Consider the following 16,429-nt stretch of genomic DNA (forward strand, 5'->3'; position numbering starts at 1 on the left):
CGACCCAGCACCGGGCCACACTTCGCTCAGTCGTGATCGGCCGGTTCGGCGTGGGCAATCACGCGCCGCACCGAGGGCCGCCGTTCGCGGAACGCACGTTCGAGATCGTCGACAGCGTCGTGCACCGCTTCGACGGAAAGCCCGCGTTCCACACAACAGTGGAATGTCACGAACAGCCCGTGATCATTGCTGCGCACCCGCACCGCATGCACATCGCTGATGAGAGGCTGCTTCGCGGCAAGCGAGACCAACACGCCCTCGACATCGGCACGCACCGTCTCGTCCGCATCCAGTCCGTCGACACCCGACAGATGCGCCGGTTCGATATGGCTTTCGACCTCGACATCCTCACCGAGTTCCTCGCTGATCGCCTCTTCGAGAGCGGTCGCGATGTCATGGGCCTGGGTGAACCGCATGCGGCCGTCCAGTTCGAGATCGAGGCTGACCGAGAGCTTGCCCGCCACATGCTGGACGGTCAGGTGATGGATCGCGAGGCCGCGCCGGTTGGCGATCAGCATCACCTTGTCGAACACCGTCTCGTCGTCGAGCGCAACGGGACGCGCCGTCACGGTCACGTCGGCATTGGGGAAGGCATCCTCCACCGCCTTGACGAACTGCGCCTTGATCCCGGTGACCCGGTCGAAGGGCAGCGTGCGCCGCACGTCGACATCGGCATCGACGAACACGGTATCGCCGACCGGTCTTATCCGTGCCCGATCGAGCCAGAGGATACCCGGCGTTTCTTCCGCGATGCGGGCAACCGTTTCCATCGCACCTTCCGGCGCCGTGTCGATCAGCGTGTCGATGGTCCGCCGGCCGAGCCGGTAGCCGGCCATGGCGACGAAGACCGCGACCGCGAGCGCGGCCAGCGCATCGGCAGCCGGGTAGCCCGCCCAGGTCGCGCCAAGGCCAATCAGGACGGCCGACGAACTCCACATATCGGAGGAAAAATGCAGCGCGTCGGCGGCCAGTGCCTCGCTGTGGGTCGCCTTGGCCGCCCGTGCCAGCGCCCGCGAGCGGTTGAAGTCGACCACGATCGACACCGCGATGACGCCGACCGCCCACCAGGTCACGGTGACGTCGGTCGCATCACCCAGGAGCCGGTGCGCGGCTTCATAGACGATCCACACGCAGGTCAGGAACAGGAGCCCCGTCTCGATGAGCGCGGTCACGCTCTCGACCTTGCCGTGGCCGAAATGATGCTCGCTGTCGGCCGGCTTGTCGCTGATGCGCACCGCCATATAGGTGATCGCGGTGGCGCCGACATCGAGCAGGCTGTGCACGGCTTCCGACAGGACGCCGAGACTGCCGGTCGCGACACCCACGATCGTTTTGCCGATTGTCAGACCGATGCTGGCAAACAGCGACGCCAGCGCGACTTTCTGCTTTTCCATGTCCGTCCGGGAGTAACGGGTTCACGCGCGACAGCGGGATCGCGCTCTCATTCGCGCTTCCTTTAACATGCCCGAACGGGCGGCAACACCACTGGCGAAAAAACAAACCCCGCCGGAAACATCCGGCGGGGTCTCTGGATACTCGCGAACGGACGCCGATCAGACGGCGCGGCGCAGCTCGGCGAGGAATTTCTCCACTTCCTGCCCGAGCGTTTCGGACTGGCTGGCGATCTGGCCGGCGGCGCCAAGTACGCCGTCCGCCGCCTGGCGCGTCGATTCCGTCTTCGAGGAGACGGTCTGGATGCTCGACGCCACTTCCGAGGCGCCCTCGGCAGCACCGGCCACACTGTCGGCGATCTCATGGGTCGCCGCCGTCTGCTCGTCGATCGCGCCCTGCACCGACTGCGCAATGGTGTTGATCTCGTTGATCGTCTTGCCGACCTCGTCGAACCGATCCACCGCCTCGTCTGTCGCCGACTGGATGCCGGCGATCTGCGCCGATATCTCCTCGGTCGCCTTTGCCGTCTGGCTGGCAAGTTCCTTCACCTCGGCCGCGACGACGGCAAAGCCCTTGCCCGCTTCCCCGGCGCGCGCCGACTCGATCGTCGCGTTGAGCGCCAAAAGATTGGTCTGGTTGGCGATTGCCGTGATCAGGTCGACGACCTGCTCGATCCGGCCGACCGCGTCGGCAAGCCCGGTGAGGCTCACCTTGGTTGCTTCGATGCCCGACACGGCGCCGTCGGCAATCTCGGAAGAATGTTTCACCCGTGTGCCGATCTCGCCGAACGACGCGGAGAGTTCCTCCGTTGCCGAAGCGATTGTCTGCACGCTGGCAGACGCCTCTTCCGCCGCCGCCGCAACCGTGACAGCCTGTTCGCTGGTGTTCTCCGCCGTCGTCTCGAGTTCCGTCGCCGTATCGCGCAGCTGGCCGGAATACTGACCGAGATTCGCCACCACCCCGTCGACATTATCCTGAAACACCGCGGTGATACGCTGAACCAGGCCGACCCGTTCGCCGGAGTGATCGACAAAGCGGTTGATGACATTGGCGCCGCGCAAATAGGAGCCATGCAAACCGTTGGTGAAGATCCGCCGCCATGACTTGCCCTGATCGAGCGCGGCCATCGCCGCCGTCAGCTCGCGGATGTAGCAGTCCGAATGGTCGATCAGCCCGTTGACCGACCAGACCAGCCGGCCGATCGGCCCGGGCTCGTCGATCCCGCTGACCCGGCGCTCGAAATCGCCGCGCGAAACGTCGACACAGACGCCGCGGAAGACGTCTAGTTTGGAGACGATCCTGTTGACCTGCAGGACGCCGAAAACCGCCCCAAGCACCGTGATCGCGGCAGCAGCGCCGGCCACCGCCGCCGGCAGCGCGACAACGAAGGCATCGGCTACCAGAACGGCACCGCCGATACCGGCAACGCCAAGCGCCAGATAGAGCTTAGAGAACGTGGACGAGTTGCTCATAGGGCATCCCCTTCTGCCGGCAGATATCGAGCAACATCGCGGTGGAGGCGGCCATACCCTCCTTGCGGTTCCCGTGCTTTGCTTCTTCCTCAAGCAGCGCCTTGTAGAGCGGCGTGATCACCTCATCGACGACACGCCGGTTCGGCGCGCGCCGATTGGAATGGTAGCCGACGATGGTGCCGTCCTCGGTCCGGCTCGGCGTGACATGGGCAAAGACCCAGTAATGCGCGCCGTCTTTGGCGAGATTGACCACATAGGCAAAGATCTCGTTGCCCTCGGCCAGCGTGTCCCACAACAGCTTGAATACGCAGCGCGGCATGTCGGGATGCCGGATCAGACTGTGCGGCGCGCCGAGCAGTTCGCGCTCGGAATAGCCCGCCAGCCGCATGAAGACATCGTTGCAGTAGGTGATCGTGCCCTTGAGGTCTGTTTTCGAAACGACGATCTCGTCCGCACCGAGATGGCGCTCGACACCGGTGGGGGTAACCGTCCGAAGCAGCTTGCGCCGAACCGGTGCAGCAGTCTCCTGCCCTTGCGTGAAAGGTATGAACCTCATGAACGCTGCCTTATTGTTTGCTTCTTGCAGACATGTCAGCAACATTTGGAAAACAATTGGTTAAATTTCCTCGCTCTACGTGGTTGCCCGAAATAGTGACCGAGTCTTGGCCAAAAGCTGGACTTGGAAATGTCACTTTATTCGATGCGAACTGCGTAATAACCGAATAAAAATGATGTAATACGCATCATCCGAGAAAAGAGCAGTAAATTCCTGATCATTTCGCGCCGGACAAAAGCAAAGGGGGCGGAAAACCGCCCCCTCGCCAGATCAGAAAGTCTTCGTGCCGACAGCCAAAAACACTGCCTGCCAAAATACCTTAAAACTCCAGCGGAACCGCCTGAACGACACCCTGCAGCGCAAGCACTTTCTCGCGAACGTCCTCCGAAAGCGGGCCGTCGATCTCGATCAGGCAGATCGCATCGCCGCCGCGGTCCTTCCGGCCAAGCGCAAAAGTGGCAATATTGACGCCGGCTTCGCCGAGCGCGACGCCCAGACGACCAACGAAGCCCGGCTTGTCCTCGTTGGTGATGTAGAGCATGTGCGGACCGAGTTCGGCGTCCATGTTGATGCCCTTGATCTGGATGATGCGTGGCTTGGCGTCGGCAAACACCGTACCGGCCACCGACCGCTCCTGGCGCTCGGTGAGGATGGTGAGGCGGATGTAGCTCTCGAACATGCCGGCCTGCTCGCGCCGCACTTCCTCGATCTGGATACCGCGTTCGCGCGCCATCGCAGGCGCCGAGACCATGTTGACCGACTGCAGCAGCGGACGCAGCACGCCGGTCAGAGCAGCCGCCGTCAGCGCCTTGGTGTTCATGTCGGCGACGGCACCTTCATATTCGATGCGGATGCCGCGAATGCCGGTGGTGGTGAGCTGGCCGGCAAACGAGCCGAGCTGGTCGGCGAGCTTGACGAACGGCGTCAGCTTCGGCGCTTCCTCGGCGGTGATCGACGGCATGTTGAGGGCGTTCTGCACCGCGCCGCTGACCAGATAGTCGGCCATCTGCTCGGCGACCTGCAGCGCGACGTTCTCCTGTGCTTCCGAGGTCGAGGCGCCGAGATGCGGCGTGCACACGACGTTCGGCAGCTCGAACAGCTCGTTTTCCTTCGCCGGCTCGACCTCGAACACGTCGATGCCGGCGCCGCCAACCTTGCCCGAGCGCAGCGCTTCGGCGAGGTCTTTTTCCACGACCAGACCGCCGCGGGCGCAGTTGATGATGCGCACGCCATCCTTCATCTTCGCGATCGCCTTGGCGTCGATGATGTTGCGGGTCTTGTCGGTCAGCGGCGTGTGCAGGGTGATGAAATCGGCGCGGCGGAACAGCTCGTCGAGCTCGACCTTCTCCACACCGATGTCACGGGCGCGCTCCGGCGACAGGAACGGGTCGAAGGCGATGACACGCATGCGCAGGCCGATAGCGCGTTCCGCCGCGATCGAGCCGATATTGCCGCAGCCGATGACGCCGAGCGTCTTGGCGGTCAGCTCAACACCCATGAACTTCGACTTTTCCCACTTGCCGGCCCGCGTCGAGGCGTCGGCGGCGGGCAGTTCGCGAGCAAGCGCGAACATCATCGCAATCGCGTGCTCGGCGGTGGTGATCGAGTTGCCGAAGGGCGTGTTCATCACGATGATGCCCTTCGCCGTCGCGGCCGGAACGTCGACATTGTCGACGCCGATGCCAGCGCGACCGATCACCTTCAGATTTTTCGCCGCGGCGATGATCTTTTCCGTCACCTTGGTGGCCGAGCGGATCGCCAGGCCGTCGTAACGGTTGATGATTTCGGCGAGTTTGTCCTTGTCCTTGCCGACGTCGGGCAGGAAATCGACCTCAACGCCGCGATCTTCGAAGATCTTGACGGCGGTCGGGGACAGCTTGTCGGAAATGAGTACTTTCGGTGCCATGTGTCGTCACTCCTGACGCGCCGGTCGCCGGCAGCGTCCTAAAGAAAGAGAATTCGGGGGAAGCGGAGCGGCCGGCGGCCGCCCCGAAAAGATCGGTCGCCGTTACGCGGCGGCTGCCAGCGACGCCTTGGTCTCGGCAAAGGCCCAATCGAGCCACGGGGTCAGCGCGGCAAGATCAGCCGCCTCGACCGTCGCGCCAGCCCAGATGCGCAGGCCTGACGGCGCGTCGCGATAGGCGCCGATGTCATAGGCAACGCCCTCGGCGTCGAGCTTCGACACCATCGCCTTGGCAAAGGCTGCCTGCGCGTCAGAATCGAGCGCGGCCACATCCGGATCGGAGATGACGAGGCAGACCGACGTGTTGGAGCGCGTCTCCGGCACCTTGGCAAGGAAGTCGACCCACGGGGTCTTGGCGACCCAGTCGGCGAGCACCTTGGTGTTGGCGTCGGCGCGGCCGACGAGACCGTCGAGGCTGCCGACCGACTGCGCCCAGTTGAGCGCGTCGAGATAGTCTTCCACGCACAGCATGGACGGCGTGTTGATCGTCTCGCCCTTGAAGATGCCCTCGATCAGCTTGCCGCCCTTGGTCATGCGGAAGATCTTCGGCATCGGCCAGGCCGGCGTATAGCTCTCGAGCCGTTCGACGGCGCGCGGCGAAAGGATCAGCACGCCATGGCCGCCCTCGCCGCCGAGAACCTTCTGCCAGGAGAAGGTGACGACATCGAGCTTGTCGAAATCGAGACGCTGGGCGAACGCGGCAGAGGTCGCGTCGCAGATCGTCAGGCCCTCGCGGTCGGCGGCGATCCAGTCGCCGTTCGGGACGCGGACGCCCGACGTCGTACCGTTCCAGGTGAAGACCACGTCGCGGGAGAAATCGACCGCGCTGAGATCCGGCAGATCGCCGTAGCCGGCCTTCAACTCGCGCACATCGGCGAGCTTGAGCTGCTTGACCACGTCGGTGACCCAGCCAGAACCGAACGATTCCCAGGCGAGCATGTCGACGCCGCGTGCGCCGAGCAGCGACCAGAGCGCCATCTCGACGGCGCCGGTGTCGGACGCCGGCACGATGCCGATGCGGTAATCCGCCGGAACCTGCAGGATTTCACGGGTGAGGTCGATGGCGCGGGCGAGCTTCGCCTTGCCGACCTTGGCGCGATGCGACCGGCCAAGAGGCGCGTCGGTAAGCGCCGCGGGCGTCCACCCGGGGCGTTTTGCGCAAGGTCCAGAAGAAAAACGGGGATTGTCCGGCCGTTGGCCGGGCTTCAGAATATCTGTCATGTAACTACCCTCTCAGATAGGCGCCCCTCGTTGGGGAGGGGTGTCCCACTGGCGGGAATACGCTGAGCCCGATTTGTCGTCAAGCGACATTTTCGCATGTGCGAACGACGTGGGCTTAGACTTTGGGGGGAGAGGGTCGGCGCGATTCTCGGTTACTAGCAGGCACCAAGGCGCTTCGCAAAAACCGCCAAGTTGCTCGCGAAGTCAGGCCTACGCAATCGGCCACCAATTCGTTTTAACTCGTGACTATAAATACAATAAAATTGATGACCATAGCCGCCCAATTGAGACAAAACTATTTTCTTATTGCACACTTCTTCTTGTATGCAATTTTCAACTCGTTCAAAAAAATCGGTGATAACGAGTATTTCCATATCAAGAGAGGGAGACTGCTTAGGTCTCTCCTGCCCCCACTTCACCAACAACTCACTCAAGAACGAATATGTCACTGTATTCTCAGGCATCTTGGATAGGTCGTACTGCGCCCAAAATTCATAGAGCGCCCTTCTGGAAGAAAGGTGCGTTTCGTTGTTGAAATCACGAACCAAATCTAGAGATGCCTCAATCTTTTTGTTTTCAATCTGGTCAAGATAAGTCGACCAGCCCACTCCCAACGTAACAACAATCGCGGCATTTGCAGCGATACTAGATATTTTGGCAGTGATATCTAGAAGTTGCATTTCAATCACACGGAACATTACGGGGAATTAAAGCAAAATCGCCATTCGAAACCACGTCTCCCTCATCGAGGCAGCGCAAATCCTTTCGTGAAAAAACGAGGACTTCATCCTCTCTTGCTTTTCCACTATCAGCCCCTGGCAAAAAACTGCTTTTCTGCGACTTCTCCAATGCGGCTGCCGCATCATTCCTCGGGCAGTCTTTTACATATATCAGAATCGGAGCATCAGGGAGCGCGAGAAATTTTCCAGTATTCTTGACGATACATTTTGCGTCATCGGCACGAACAATCCAATAGGCGTCATCTGCCAGAGCCGACGAACATAATGCGCAAAGCGTCAAAACAAATATCGCCATCTTCATTTTTGCACTCTCTTCAATACAAATGGCTCGTTATACTCGGTATTCCTGTTTCGAATAAATCTGCAGCGTTGGTCCGAATACCTCACGGCGCTTCTTAAAAACAATTCATAGGTATTGACATTGACCGTTCCCGCCACTGCCAATTTCAAGCGGCCACACTCTCGATCGAAAAGATTTATATTTCCAAATATTCTTAGACCCTCAATTCTGCCCGCAAAAAACCTCATACCACTTCGTGCGCCGAGCTTCTTCCGATCGGCAGCTACCTGCTTAAAATATAGAATGACTTTCTTGTCGTCATACACCAGTGAGCGCAAGGTGTTGCCGTCCCAGCGCCACGCGCCGGCCTGAAGCCATTGACCGACAAGCTGTGAAGCCGAACGTGCTATTTTTCCGGGCATCCGCAAGTCTCGAAGCCTCATATAGCCAGGCTGAACCTCGAACCATGAAAGCTTCTTCGTACCATTGTAATAGGCGCCTCCCGTATCATGCAGATCAACTTTGCACTCAGGCCCCATTTCCATCCCAAAATTGAGCGTCGTGAGTTTTCGCGCCCTGTCATATGCGGTATTTGTCAGTGAAAAGGTCTGATATGAAAACTCACTTATACTCGGCTTTGTAAGATTTTCGGCGTTTACAGAGTCAAGAAGCATGTTCGTATCAATCGGACCCTTCCAATAATAATTGTTGATACAGGCGACCTGTGCGTCTCGTTTCTTAAATTTGAATTTCCTTGGGCCGCCGACCAATGAAATCCCCCAATTGCCAGCTTTCCCCACTGTATCTACGTAGACAAATTCTGGTGCTTTTGTCCGCAAAATCGCATTCGCGAGTTCCACGTTCCAGCGGGCATCGATTGCCAGAACGACAATCTTTGCAGCCGCTTGGATTGCAGTGTCGTAAGCATTTTGTAGAAATTTCGCGCGAGCCTCCACAGGAATCTTTCTAACCTGTTCCGTATCAATAAAAGGGGCATGAAAGCCGACGGTTGCAAGGTAATGCATCTTCCGTCTTGGCTCAAAATACCCATCGCCGTGGTATTGCGACCCGGCCATGAAAATGAATGCGCACGCCGAAAGACAAACAGCGTCTTTATCAACATATGTACCTATGAATTTGCGGCGAACAAAATTGGCGATGTCGATGCCCGCCAGAAAATTTCCGCCCTGGCTATTCAGGTGCAGAACCACGGGACCATCGCATACCTTCGGGCGATTTTCGTGGAACTCTTGGAACCGCTTGGCGTCATCCACACCGATTTCCCCTTCCAAGAAAACGACGCGGTAGGATTCTCCGATTATCACGCCACCATTGACATACTTCCCACAACGGAAGGTCGCAGCATCGGCGGGGGCAACGCTCCAGACCAAGAGTACAAATACAATCAGTTGAAAGAGCGAGCGCATTGGCGGTGCACCAGGATTGTTCGACACGCGACAAGCCATAATCATGGGTTTTATCGTCACAACGCTACAATCATTTCGTTATTTCGACAAATCTGACGCCGCCGCGCGCCGCCGACCAGAACGAAGCAGGTTTAGGCCACGTGTTTCTAGGCACCTAAGCCCCCGTAACATTTGCAAACCATTTTTGAACGCTCCTGTGTCACATTCCGGGCTATCAGGTAGGCGACAAGCGCCGGCGAGCGGAGACGCAGACGCATCCGCGCGCCAGGCGCATCGCGAATTTTCCCGTTGCGGCAAGAGCCCGGGACATTCGTGAGCGGAGGCCCCCATCGGGGCGGAGCAGGGCCATCGGGACGGAGCAGGGAATGAGTCGGAAATTCTTCGGAACGGACGGGGTGCGCGGGCGCGCCAACAAATGGCCGATTACGCCGGAAATGGCGCTGAAGGTCGGCATGGCGACCGGCCTCGTCTTCACCCGCGGCAACCATCGCCACCGGGTCGTCATCGGCAAGGACACCCGCCTGTCGGGCTACATGATCGAGACCGCGCTGGTCGCCGGTTTCACCTCGGTCGGCATGGACGTGTTCCAGCTCGGCCCGATGCCAACCCCGGCGGTCGCAATGCTGACGCGCTCGCTGCGCGCCGATATCGGCGTCATGATCTCCGCCTCGCACAATCCCTATCATGACAACGGCATCAAGATTTTCGGCCCCGACGGCTACAAGCTGTCCGACGAGATCGAGGCCGAGATCGAGGATTTGCTCGATCAGGACCTGACGCGCCGGCTGGCCGACGCCGCCGAGATCGGCCGCGCCAAGCGCATCGACGGCGTGCACGACCGCTATATCGAATTCGCCAAGCGCACCCTGCCGCGCAATCTGAGCCTCGAGGGCATGCGCGTCGCCATCGACTGCGCCAATGGCGCGTCCTACCGCGTCGCCCCGGAAGCCCTGTGGGAACTCGGCGCCGAGGTGATTCCGATCGGCGTTTCCCCGAACGGCTTCAACATCAACGACAAATGCGGCTCGACCGCGCCCGACGCGCTGTGCGCCAAGGTGCACGAGGTCCGCGCCGACATCGGCATCGCGCTCGATGGCGACGCCGACCGCGTGCTGATCGTCGACGAGAAGGGGCAGGTCGTCGATGGCGACCAGCTGATGGCCGTCGTCGCCCAGTCCTGGCACGAGGACGACCGCCTCGCCATGCCCGGCATCGTCGCCACCGTGATGTCCAACCTCGGGCTGGAGCGGTTCCTGACCGGCCTCGGCCTCACCCTCGACCGGACCCAGGTCGGCGACCGCTACGTCGTGGAACGCATGCGCGAGGCGGGCTACAATATTGGCGGCGAACAGTCCGGCCACATCATCCTGTCCGACTTCGCCACCACCGGCGACGGCCTCGTCGCCGCGTTGCAGGTGCTCGCCGTGGTCAAGAAACTCGGCCAGCCGGTCAGCGAGGTCTGCCACCGCTTCGACCCTGTGCCGCAGCTTTTGAAGAACGTCCGCATCGCCGGCGGCGATCCGCTCGGCAACGCGACGGTGCAAAAGACCATCAGCGCGGCGGAAGAACGCCTCGGCAAGGCCGGCCGGATTCTGATTCGCCCGTCGGGCACCGAACCGCTGATCCGCGTCATGGCCGAGGGCGACGACGAAACCCTCGTGCACGAGATCGTCGACGAAATCGCCGCGGCGGTGGAAAAGGCGGCGTAACGCTTACCCCGCGCGGCGGCGCGAGCCGGCAATCGCGATGCCGGCGAGTACCAGCCCAAGGCCGGCCAGATCGGCGAGCGTGAAGCGTTCGCCGAGCATCACCACGCCGACGAAGAGCGCGAACACCGGCACCAGATAATTGCTCATGGCGACGAAGCTCGCGCCCGCGCTGCGCACCAGCGCAAAGACGACGATGAGCGCCAGCGCCGTCGGGAAGATGCCGAGCACGGTGACCGCGGCAAGCCCCGCCGCGCCGGGAACAGCAGCTTGCGGCCCCTCGAGCAGCAGCGCGACCGGCAACGCCATCACCACACACATGATGAGAACGCCGGCGCCGCGCGGCAGGTCCGGCATTTGCGGCAAAAGCCGCAGCGATACCCCGTGCACCGCATAGCCGAGCGAGGCAAGCACGATCGCCAGCACGCCGAGCGTGCGCTCATTGTCGAACTCGAAGGCAAGCAGCGTCGACGGCCCGATCAGCATGATGACACCGGCGAAACCGGCAACGAAGCCGATCGCCTTGCGCACCGTCATCGGCTCGTCGGGAAGAAGCAGCGCGGCCAGCAGCATGACCAGCAGCGGCACGGCGCCCATGAGAATTCCGGCAAGCGCGGAGGGAACGAATTGCGTGCCCCATGAGATCATGAAAAACGGCATGACGTTGCCGCAAAAGGCGAGCCAGGCGCAGCTCGCCCAGGCGCCAAGCGACACAGGCAACCGCCCGCCGCGCGCGATCAGGACCGCCCATAGGATCGCCGCGCCGATCGCCGTGCGCTCGGCAACGATCCACACCGGCGGGATTTCCCCGACCGCGATCTTGGTCAGCGCGAAGGACGATCCCCACACCACGATGAGGATGGTGAGGTCGACCCAGTCACGGCCGTAAGAGCGCATCGCTGTTGGATCCGGCGGCGTCGCCATGAGTCCCTCATTCCTTCGCCACGCCGGACTTATCCGACACGGCGGCAAAAAGACCTGTCATCCCTATCCGATTGCCCCCGCCGGCGGGAGCCCGAATTTGTCAGGGAAGCCATGCAGCCACGCATCGCGCGGGCAAACCCCGCCACCGACCCCGCCACCGCCCAGGGCGAGAAGCATTTACCCTTCGTTTACGAGTATTAATTCAAGTCAATACTTCGTTAACATTAATATTCATGGTTAAAAAACGCAGTTAATCGCACCTTAAGATTTCCCGACCATACTCACCCTCGGCGTAACAATCCCGTCCGAGGCGTTTCGACGGGGCTCAGTGAGTAAGATGGAAGGGAAAACCATGGGCAGCCTTAAAAAGACGGCGCTGCTGGCAACAGCCGCCCTGATGGCCGCATCAACGGCGCACGCAGCAGACCTGCTGGATCCGCCGATTTTCAATCACACGCCGGAGATCATTCCGGCTGAAGTCGGCTCCAATTGGTATCTGCGCGGCGATATCGGCTACAGCGTCAACCGCGCCCCGTCGGGCCGCGTTGTCGGCGGACCGCTGTTCAACGAGGGCGTCGACAACACCTGGATGGCCGGCATCGGCTTCGGCTACCAGTTCAACGAATATTTCCGCACGGACGCGACGCTGGATTACCACCACACGTTCGATTTCACGGCGACGACCCCGTGCGCCGGCGCCTGCGTGAACTCGCTGCACAGCGCCGACATCAGCGCCTGGACCCTGATGGCCAACGCCTATCTCGATTTCGGCACCTGGGAAGGCCTGACGCCCTATATCGGCGCCGGTATCGGTGGCGCCTACGTCTCGGTTGACGGTCATTCCGTCCGCACCCCGGGCGTCGGCACGGTCAACTACTCCGGCGGCGACCGCTGGGCGCTTGCCGCAGCCGCCATGGCCGGTGCGTCCTACACGATCACCGACAATTTGCTGCTCGACGCCGGCTACCGCTATCTGTGGATCGACGGCGCCAAGAGCGGCTCCGCGGTCGGCGGCGTGGTTCCGGGCAACGTCAACTACGACGACCTGCAGTCGCACGAACTTCGCCTCGGCCTGCGTTACCTGATCGACTGATCACGAGCACGCCAGAGACGACCAAGGACTGCCCAAAGCGCGGTGGTGCCTTCCCGGCACCATCGCGTTTTCTTGTTCACGGGCGCTGGCGACGCCTCGCTTGTAACGACCAGGCACGCACCGAAAAGAGAGGCGTTCTCGCCTTCCCTTCCCCGTCCTGCCAAACAAAAAACCCGGCGCGGAGGTCCGCACCGGGGTTTGTGTTTTCAGCATCCGCCACCCGTCAGGCAGCGGAGGAAGGCGATCCGATCAGCCCTGCGGCTGCGGTTCCATGCCGCCCGAGTCGGAGCTTTCGTCGCCCTTGGGACGCGCACCGCCGGTTTTCGGCACCGCCGACGAGCGACCGCCGCCGACCGAATCCTCGCCGCCATCATCGCGATGCGGCGGCTCGCCCTTGAGCAAATTGCCGATTTCGGCGCCCGACAGTGTCTCGTATTCGAGCAGGCCCTTGGCGATGGTGTGCAACTCTTCGAGATGCTCCTTCAACACCGTATTGGCCTTCTCCTCGGCCGTGTCGATGATGCGGCGCACTTCCTCGTCGATCAGCTTCGCCGTCTCCTCGGAATTGTTCTGGTGCTGGGTGACGGAGTGGCCGAGGAACACCTCTTCCTGGTTTTCCTTGTAGCGCAGCCGACCGAGCTTCTCGCTCATGCCGTATTCCATCACCATGGCACGCGCCATGTTGGTCGCCTGCATGATGTCGTTGGAGGCGCCGGTGGTGACGTTCTCCTTGCCGAAGATGATCTCTTCCGCGACCCGACCACCGAACATCATCGCCAAACGGGCTTCCATCTCGACCTTCTTTATCGACAGGCGGTCACGTTCCGGCAGGTTCATGGTCACGCCGAGCGCACGACCGCGCGGGATGATGGTCACCTTGTGCAGCGGATCGTTACCCGGAACGCGCAGGCCGACCAGCGCGTGGCCCGCCTCGTGATAGGCCGTCAGCTTCTTTTCGTCCTCGGTCATGGCAAGCGTGCGCCGTTCGGCACCCATCATCACCTTGTCCTTGGCGTCCTCGAACTCGGCCATGGTGACGAGCCGCTTGCTGCGCCGTGCGGCCAGAAGCGCGGCCTCGTTGACGAGGTTCATCAGATCCGCGCCCGAGAAGCCCGGCGTACCGCGCGCCAGCACCTTGAGCTCGACGTCCGGCGCCAGCGGCACCTTGCGGACGTGAACCTTGAGGATGCGCTCGCGGCCGATGACATCCGGATTCGGCACGACGATCTGGCGGTCGAAACGGCCCGGACGCAGCAGCGCCGGATCGAGCACGTCGGGGCGGTTGGTCGCGGCGATAAGGATGATGCCCTCATTCGCCTCGAAGCCGTCCATCTCGACGAGCAGCTGGTTCAGCGTCTGCTCACGTTCGTCGTTACCGCCGCCGAGACCGGCGCCGCGATGACGGCCGACCGCGTCGATTTCGTCGATGAAGATGATGCAGGGCGCGTTCTTCTTGGCCTGTTCGAACATGTCGCGGACACGGCTCGCGCCGACACCGACGAACATTTCGACGAAGTCCGAACCCGAAATGGTGAAGAACGGCACATTGGCTTCGCCGGCGATCGCCCGCGCAAGCAGCGTCTTACCGGTGCCCGGAGGGCCGACCAGCAGCACGCCGCGCGGGATGCGTCCGCCAAGGCGCTGGAACTTCTGCGGATCGCGCAGGAACTCGACGATTTCCTCGAGGTCTTCCTTGGCCTCGTCGACGCCCGCCACATCCTCGAAGGTGACGCGGCCATGCGCCTCGGTCAAAAGCTTCGCCTTCGACTTGCCAAAGCCCATCGCCTTGCCGCCCGATCCCTGCATCTGCCGCATCACGAAGAGCCAGATACCGATGATCAGAAGCATCGGGAACCAGGTGATCAGCGTGCCGATCAGCGAGAAGTTCTCGCCCACCGGTTTCGCCGTGATGGTGACGTTCTTCGTCCGCAGTGAGTCGATGTAGGACGCATCACGCGGCGCATAGGTCTGGAACGTCGTTCCGTTCGTCAAATGGCCGGAAATCTGCTGCTCCTGGATCGTCACATCCCGGACGTTGCCACGGTCGACATCGGCAAGGAATTCGGAAAACGCGATCTCCTTTGCACCGGACCGCTGTCCCGGATTCTGAAACAGTTGGAACAGGGCGATCAGCAGCAGGCCGATGATGACCCACAGGGCGAAATTCCGGAAATTCGCGTTCATATTCATTCCCTAGATGGAGTCGGACCGGAGGAACGACGCGTCCGCAACAAACGTCAAACACCTCAACCAGCCGCTAAAATAGGTCTCCGCCGGTGGATTGCCAAGGGAGCTATCCCCGTTTCGACCTTTAACTTCCCATTATCCTAAACCCGCGCGGGCTTCTCCCGCGCCACCAGCGCCGGCAAGCGGTGCAATCGGCTCGAAACGCGCAACGGGAGCATCCCGCCCGCCGATCGACGCCACGGGGACGCCGGCCGCAGCGACAACGTTCTCGCCGATCCACAGTGAAGGAACCGTTTCGACAGCCCGTTTCGGCCACTCACCGCCCGTTTCCGCATCCAGCTGGCAACGGCCGTCGAGCCCAAGCGCACGAAGCGTAAGTCGCTCATTGACAACGGGTTCCTGCAGCGACACGCGAAACCGCCGATCCCAGATGACCGGTTCGGCGCCGCTCAGGTCACACTCTTCGAACCCGTCCCGGCCCGCTTCCCGGTAGATCCACACAGCACCGCACGCACGCTCGACCACCGCCCCGCCGAGCGTACGGCACACCCTTTGCGCCGCCGTGTCGGTGAGGCTGTCGAACAGGCCTTCGAGAGCGTCGAGCCGCGGGGTGTAGCGTTGACCGCCGGCAAAACGGATCGCACGGGCAAGAAGCCGAAGTGCGATTTCCTCGCGCGCCGCCGCCAACGCTCCCGGTCTGAGACCAACGAATCCACCTGGATGCACCAGCGCGCTGTCGGCCAGGAACCCATCGACCAGCGCATCGAGAGCATCGGCCGCGCGCCGCATATGGCGCGCCGTCCCGGCCAGCCGTTCAGCCGTCAGCCCCTCACCGGCAAGCGCCGGCATCAGGCCCCGCATCCGCACCCGGGCGTAGCCCGCATCGGTGTTGCTCGGGTCCTCGCTCCAGCCAACGCCGGCGTCGAGCAGAGTTGCCCGCAAACGCGCACGCGAAACACCGAGCAGAGGCCGCAGCAGCGTGATGCCGTCGAGCATGCGCTCATCTGCCATCGCGGCAAGCCCCGCGACCCCGCTGCCGCGCGCAAGCCGCAGCAGGAACGTCTCCGCCTGATCGTCGAGATGATGCGCCATGACGAGCGCCGAAAGATCGTGCCGCCGCGCCGCCTCGGTCAGAAGCTCCAGGCGCGCGTTGCGAGCCAACGCCTGCACATTGGCGCGCGGCTTTTCACCCACCCAATGCAGTGTTTCGTGCGGAAGACCGAGCGCATTCGCCTGTTCCGCAACCGCGCGCGCCTCGGCGGCAGCCTCCGCCCGCAGCCCATGGTCGACAGTCAACACCACACAGGCCGGCGCGGCTGCCTCTAGCAGAGCGAGCCAGCGGGTAGCCAGATGCATCAAAGCAGTCGAGTCGGCACCGCCGGAAACCGCAAGCCCGATCCGCCCGAAACGCGAAAGCGGCGCAAAAAGCGCCGCCAGCTCGTCATCACGGATCGGTTCGTCGGTCACT

At 62.0% G+C, this 16,429-nt stretch carries 12 protein-coding genes; 2 read left to right on the forward strand and 10 right to left on the reverse strand.

All coding sequences use genetic code 11. The features are described from left to right. Positions 1 to 26: 26 nt before the first annotated feature. The 7 genes from C0606_17190 to C0606_17220 form a co-directional block, all read right to left on the reverse strand. Positions 27 to 1,394 carry a cation diffusion facilitator family transporter gene (locus tag C0606_17190; GenBank protein PLX35832.1) on the reverse strand — a complete coding sequence of 456 codons (1,368 nt, stop codon included), beginning with the start codon at positions 1,392 to 1,394 and terminating at the stop codon, positions 27 to 29. A gap of 159 nt (positions 1,395 to 1,553) precedes the next feature. Continuing rightward, positions 1,554 to 2,864, reverse strand: a complete 1,311-nt coding sequence (locus tag C0606_17195; GenBank protein PLX35833.1) for a hypothetical protein — start codon at positions 2,862 to 2,864, stop codon at positions 1,554 to 1,556. Beyond that, the gene (locus C0606_17200; protein ID PLX36010.1) at positions 2,839 to 3,363 is read right to left on the reverse strand and encodes a chemotaxis protein; all 525 of its coding nucleotides are present in this window, start codon (positions 3,361 to 3,363) and stop codon (positions 2,839 to 2,841) included. Before C0606_17200 ends, C0606_17195 begins: the two co-directional genes overlap by 26 nt. Positions 3,364 to 3,739: 376 nt before the next feature. Beyond that, complete coding sequence (locus C0606_17205) at positions 3,740 to 5,326, reverse strand: phosphoglycerate dehydrogenase (GenBank protein PLX35834.1); 1,587 nt, start codon at positions 5,324 to 5,326, stop codon at positions 3,740 to 3,742. Between the two features lie 102 nt (positions 5,327 to 5,428). Beyond that, positions 5,429 to 6,604, reverse strand: coding sequence for a phosphoserine transaminase (locus C0606_17210; GenBank protein ID PLX35835.1), 1,176 nt, complete (start codon positions 6,602 to 6,604; stop codon positions 5,429 to 5,431). Positions 6,605 to 6,759: 155 nt separating this feature from the next. Beyond that, positions 6,760 to 7,302 (reverse strand): hypothetical protein, encoded by a 543-nt coding sequence (locus C0606_17215; GenBank protein ID PLX35836.1) that lies wholly within the window; start codon positions 7,300 to 7,302, stop codon positions 6,760 to 6,762. Positions 7,303 to 7,641: 339 nt separating this feature from the next. Continuing rightward, positions 7,642 to 9,051, reverse strand: a complete 1,410-nt coding sequence (locus tag C0606_17220; GenBank protein PLX35837.1) for a hypothetical protein — start codon at positions 9,049 to 9,051, stop codon at positions 7,642 to 7,644. Positions 9,052 to 9,416: 365 nt separating this feature from the next. On the opposite strand from C0606_17220, the gene C0606_17225 reads away from it, so the two are divergent. Continuing rightward, on the forward strand, positions 9,417 to 10,760 hold the full coding sequence (locus C0606_17225) for a phosphoglucosamine mutase (protein PLX35838.1): 1,344 nt from the start codon (positions 9,417 to 9,419) through the stop codon (positions 10,758 to 10,760). Between the two features lie 3 nt (positions 10,761 to 10,763). On the opposite strand, the gene C0606_17230 is transcribed toward C0606_17225, so the two are convergent. Next, positions 10,764 to 11,681: an EamA family transporter gene (locus C0606_17230; protein PLX35839.1), complete on the reverse strand. Its 918-nt coding sequence runs from the start codon at positions 11,679 to 11,681 to the stop codon at positions 10,764 to 10,766. 337 nt (positions 11,682 to 12,018) lie between these two features. Between C0606_17230 and C0606_17235 the strand changes: the two genes are divergently transcribed. Beyond that, positions 12,019 to 12,774, forward strand: coding sequence for a porin family protein (locus tag C0606_17235; GenBank protein PLX35840.1), 756 nt, complete (start codon positions 12,019 to 12,021; stop codon positions 12,772 to 12,774). 249 nt (positions 12,775 to 13,023) lie between these two features. Here the strand turns inward: C0606_17235 and C0606_17240 are convergent, their stop codons facing one another. Next, entirely contained in the window at positions 13,024 to 14,958 is a 1,935-nt protein-coding gene (locus tag C0606_17240) for a cell division protein FtsH (GenBank protein PLX35841.1), read from the reverse strand. Between the two features lie 138 nt (positions 14,959 to 15,096). Continuing rightward, positions 15,097 to 16,428 carry a tRNA lysidine(34) synthetase TilS gene (gene tilS / locus C0606_17245; GenBank protein PLX35842.1) on the reverse strand — a complete coding sequence of 444 codons (1,332 nt, stop codon included), beginning with the start codon at positions 16,426 to 16,428 and terminating at the stop codon, positions 15,097 to 15,099. Position 16,429: the final 1 nt, after the last annotated feature.

This window comes from Hyphomicrobiales bacterium (assembly GCA_002869065.1).
Taxonomy (GTDB): domain Bacteria; phylum Pseudomonadota; class Alphaproteobacteria; order Rhizobiales; family Rhodobiaceae; genus Rhodobium.

What these genes read in the sequence shown, in the direction of transcription:
- C0606_17225 (PLX35838.1), top strand. Translation starts at nt 9,417, where the DNA reads ATGAGTCGGAAATTCTTCGGAACGGACGGGGTGCGCGGGCGCGCCAAC.
- C0606_17235 (PLX35840.1), top strand. Translation starts at nt 12,019, where the DNA reads ATGGAAGGGAAAACCATGGGCAGCCTTAAAAAGACGGCGCTGCTGGCA.
- C0606_17210 (PLX35835.1), bottom strand. Translation starts at nt 6,604, where the DNA reads ATGACAGATATTCTGAAGCCCGGCCAACGGCCGGACAATCCCCGTTTT.
- C0606_17205 (PLX35834.1), bottom strand. Translation starts at nt 5,326, where the DNA reads ATGGCACCGAAAGTACTCATTTCCGACAAGCTGTCCCCGACCGCCGTC.
- C0606_17220 (PLX35837.1), bottom strand. Translation starts at nt 9,051, where the DNA reads ATGCGCTCGCTCTTTCAACTGATTGTATTTGTACTCTTGGTCTGGAGC.
- C0606_17195 (PLX35833.1), bottom strand. Translation starts at nt 2,864, where the DNA reads ATGAGCAACTCGTCCACGTTCTCTAAGCTCTATCTGGCGCTTGGCGTT.
- C0606_17230 (PLX35839.1), bottom strand. Translation starts at nt 11,681, where the DNA reads ATGGCGACGCCGCCGGATCCAACAGCGATGCGCTCTTACGGCCGTGAC.
- C0606_17190 (PLX35832.1), bottom strand. Translation starts at nt 1,394, where the DNA reads ATGGAAAAGCAGAAAGTCGCGCTGGCGTCGCTGTTTGCCAGCATCGGT.
- C0606_17240 (PLX35841.1), bottom strand. Translation starts at nt 14,958, where the DNA reads ATGAACGCGAATTTCCGGAATTTCGCCCTGTGGGTCATCATCGGCCTG.
- C0606_17215 (PLX35836.1), bottom strand. Translation starts at nt 7,302, where the DNA reads ATGTTCCGTGTGATTGAAATGCAACTTCTAGATATCACTGCCAAAATA.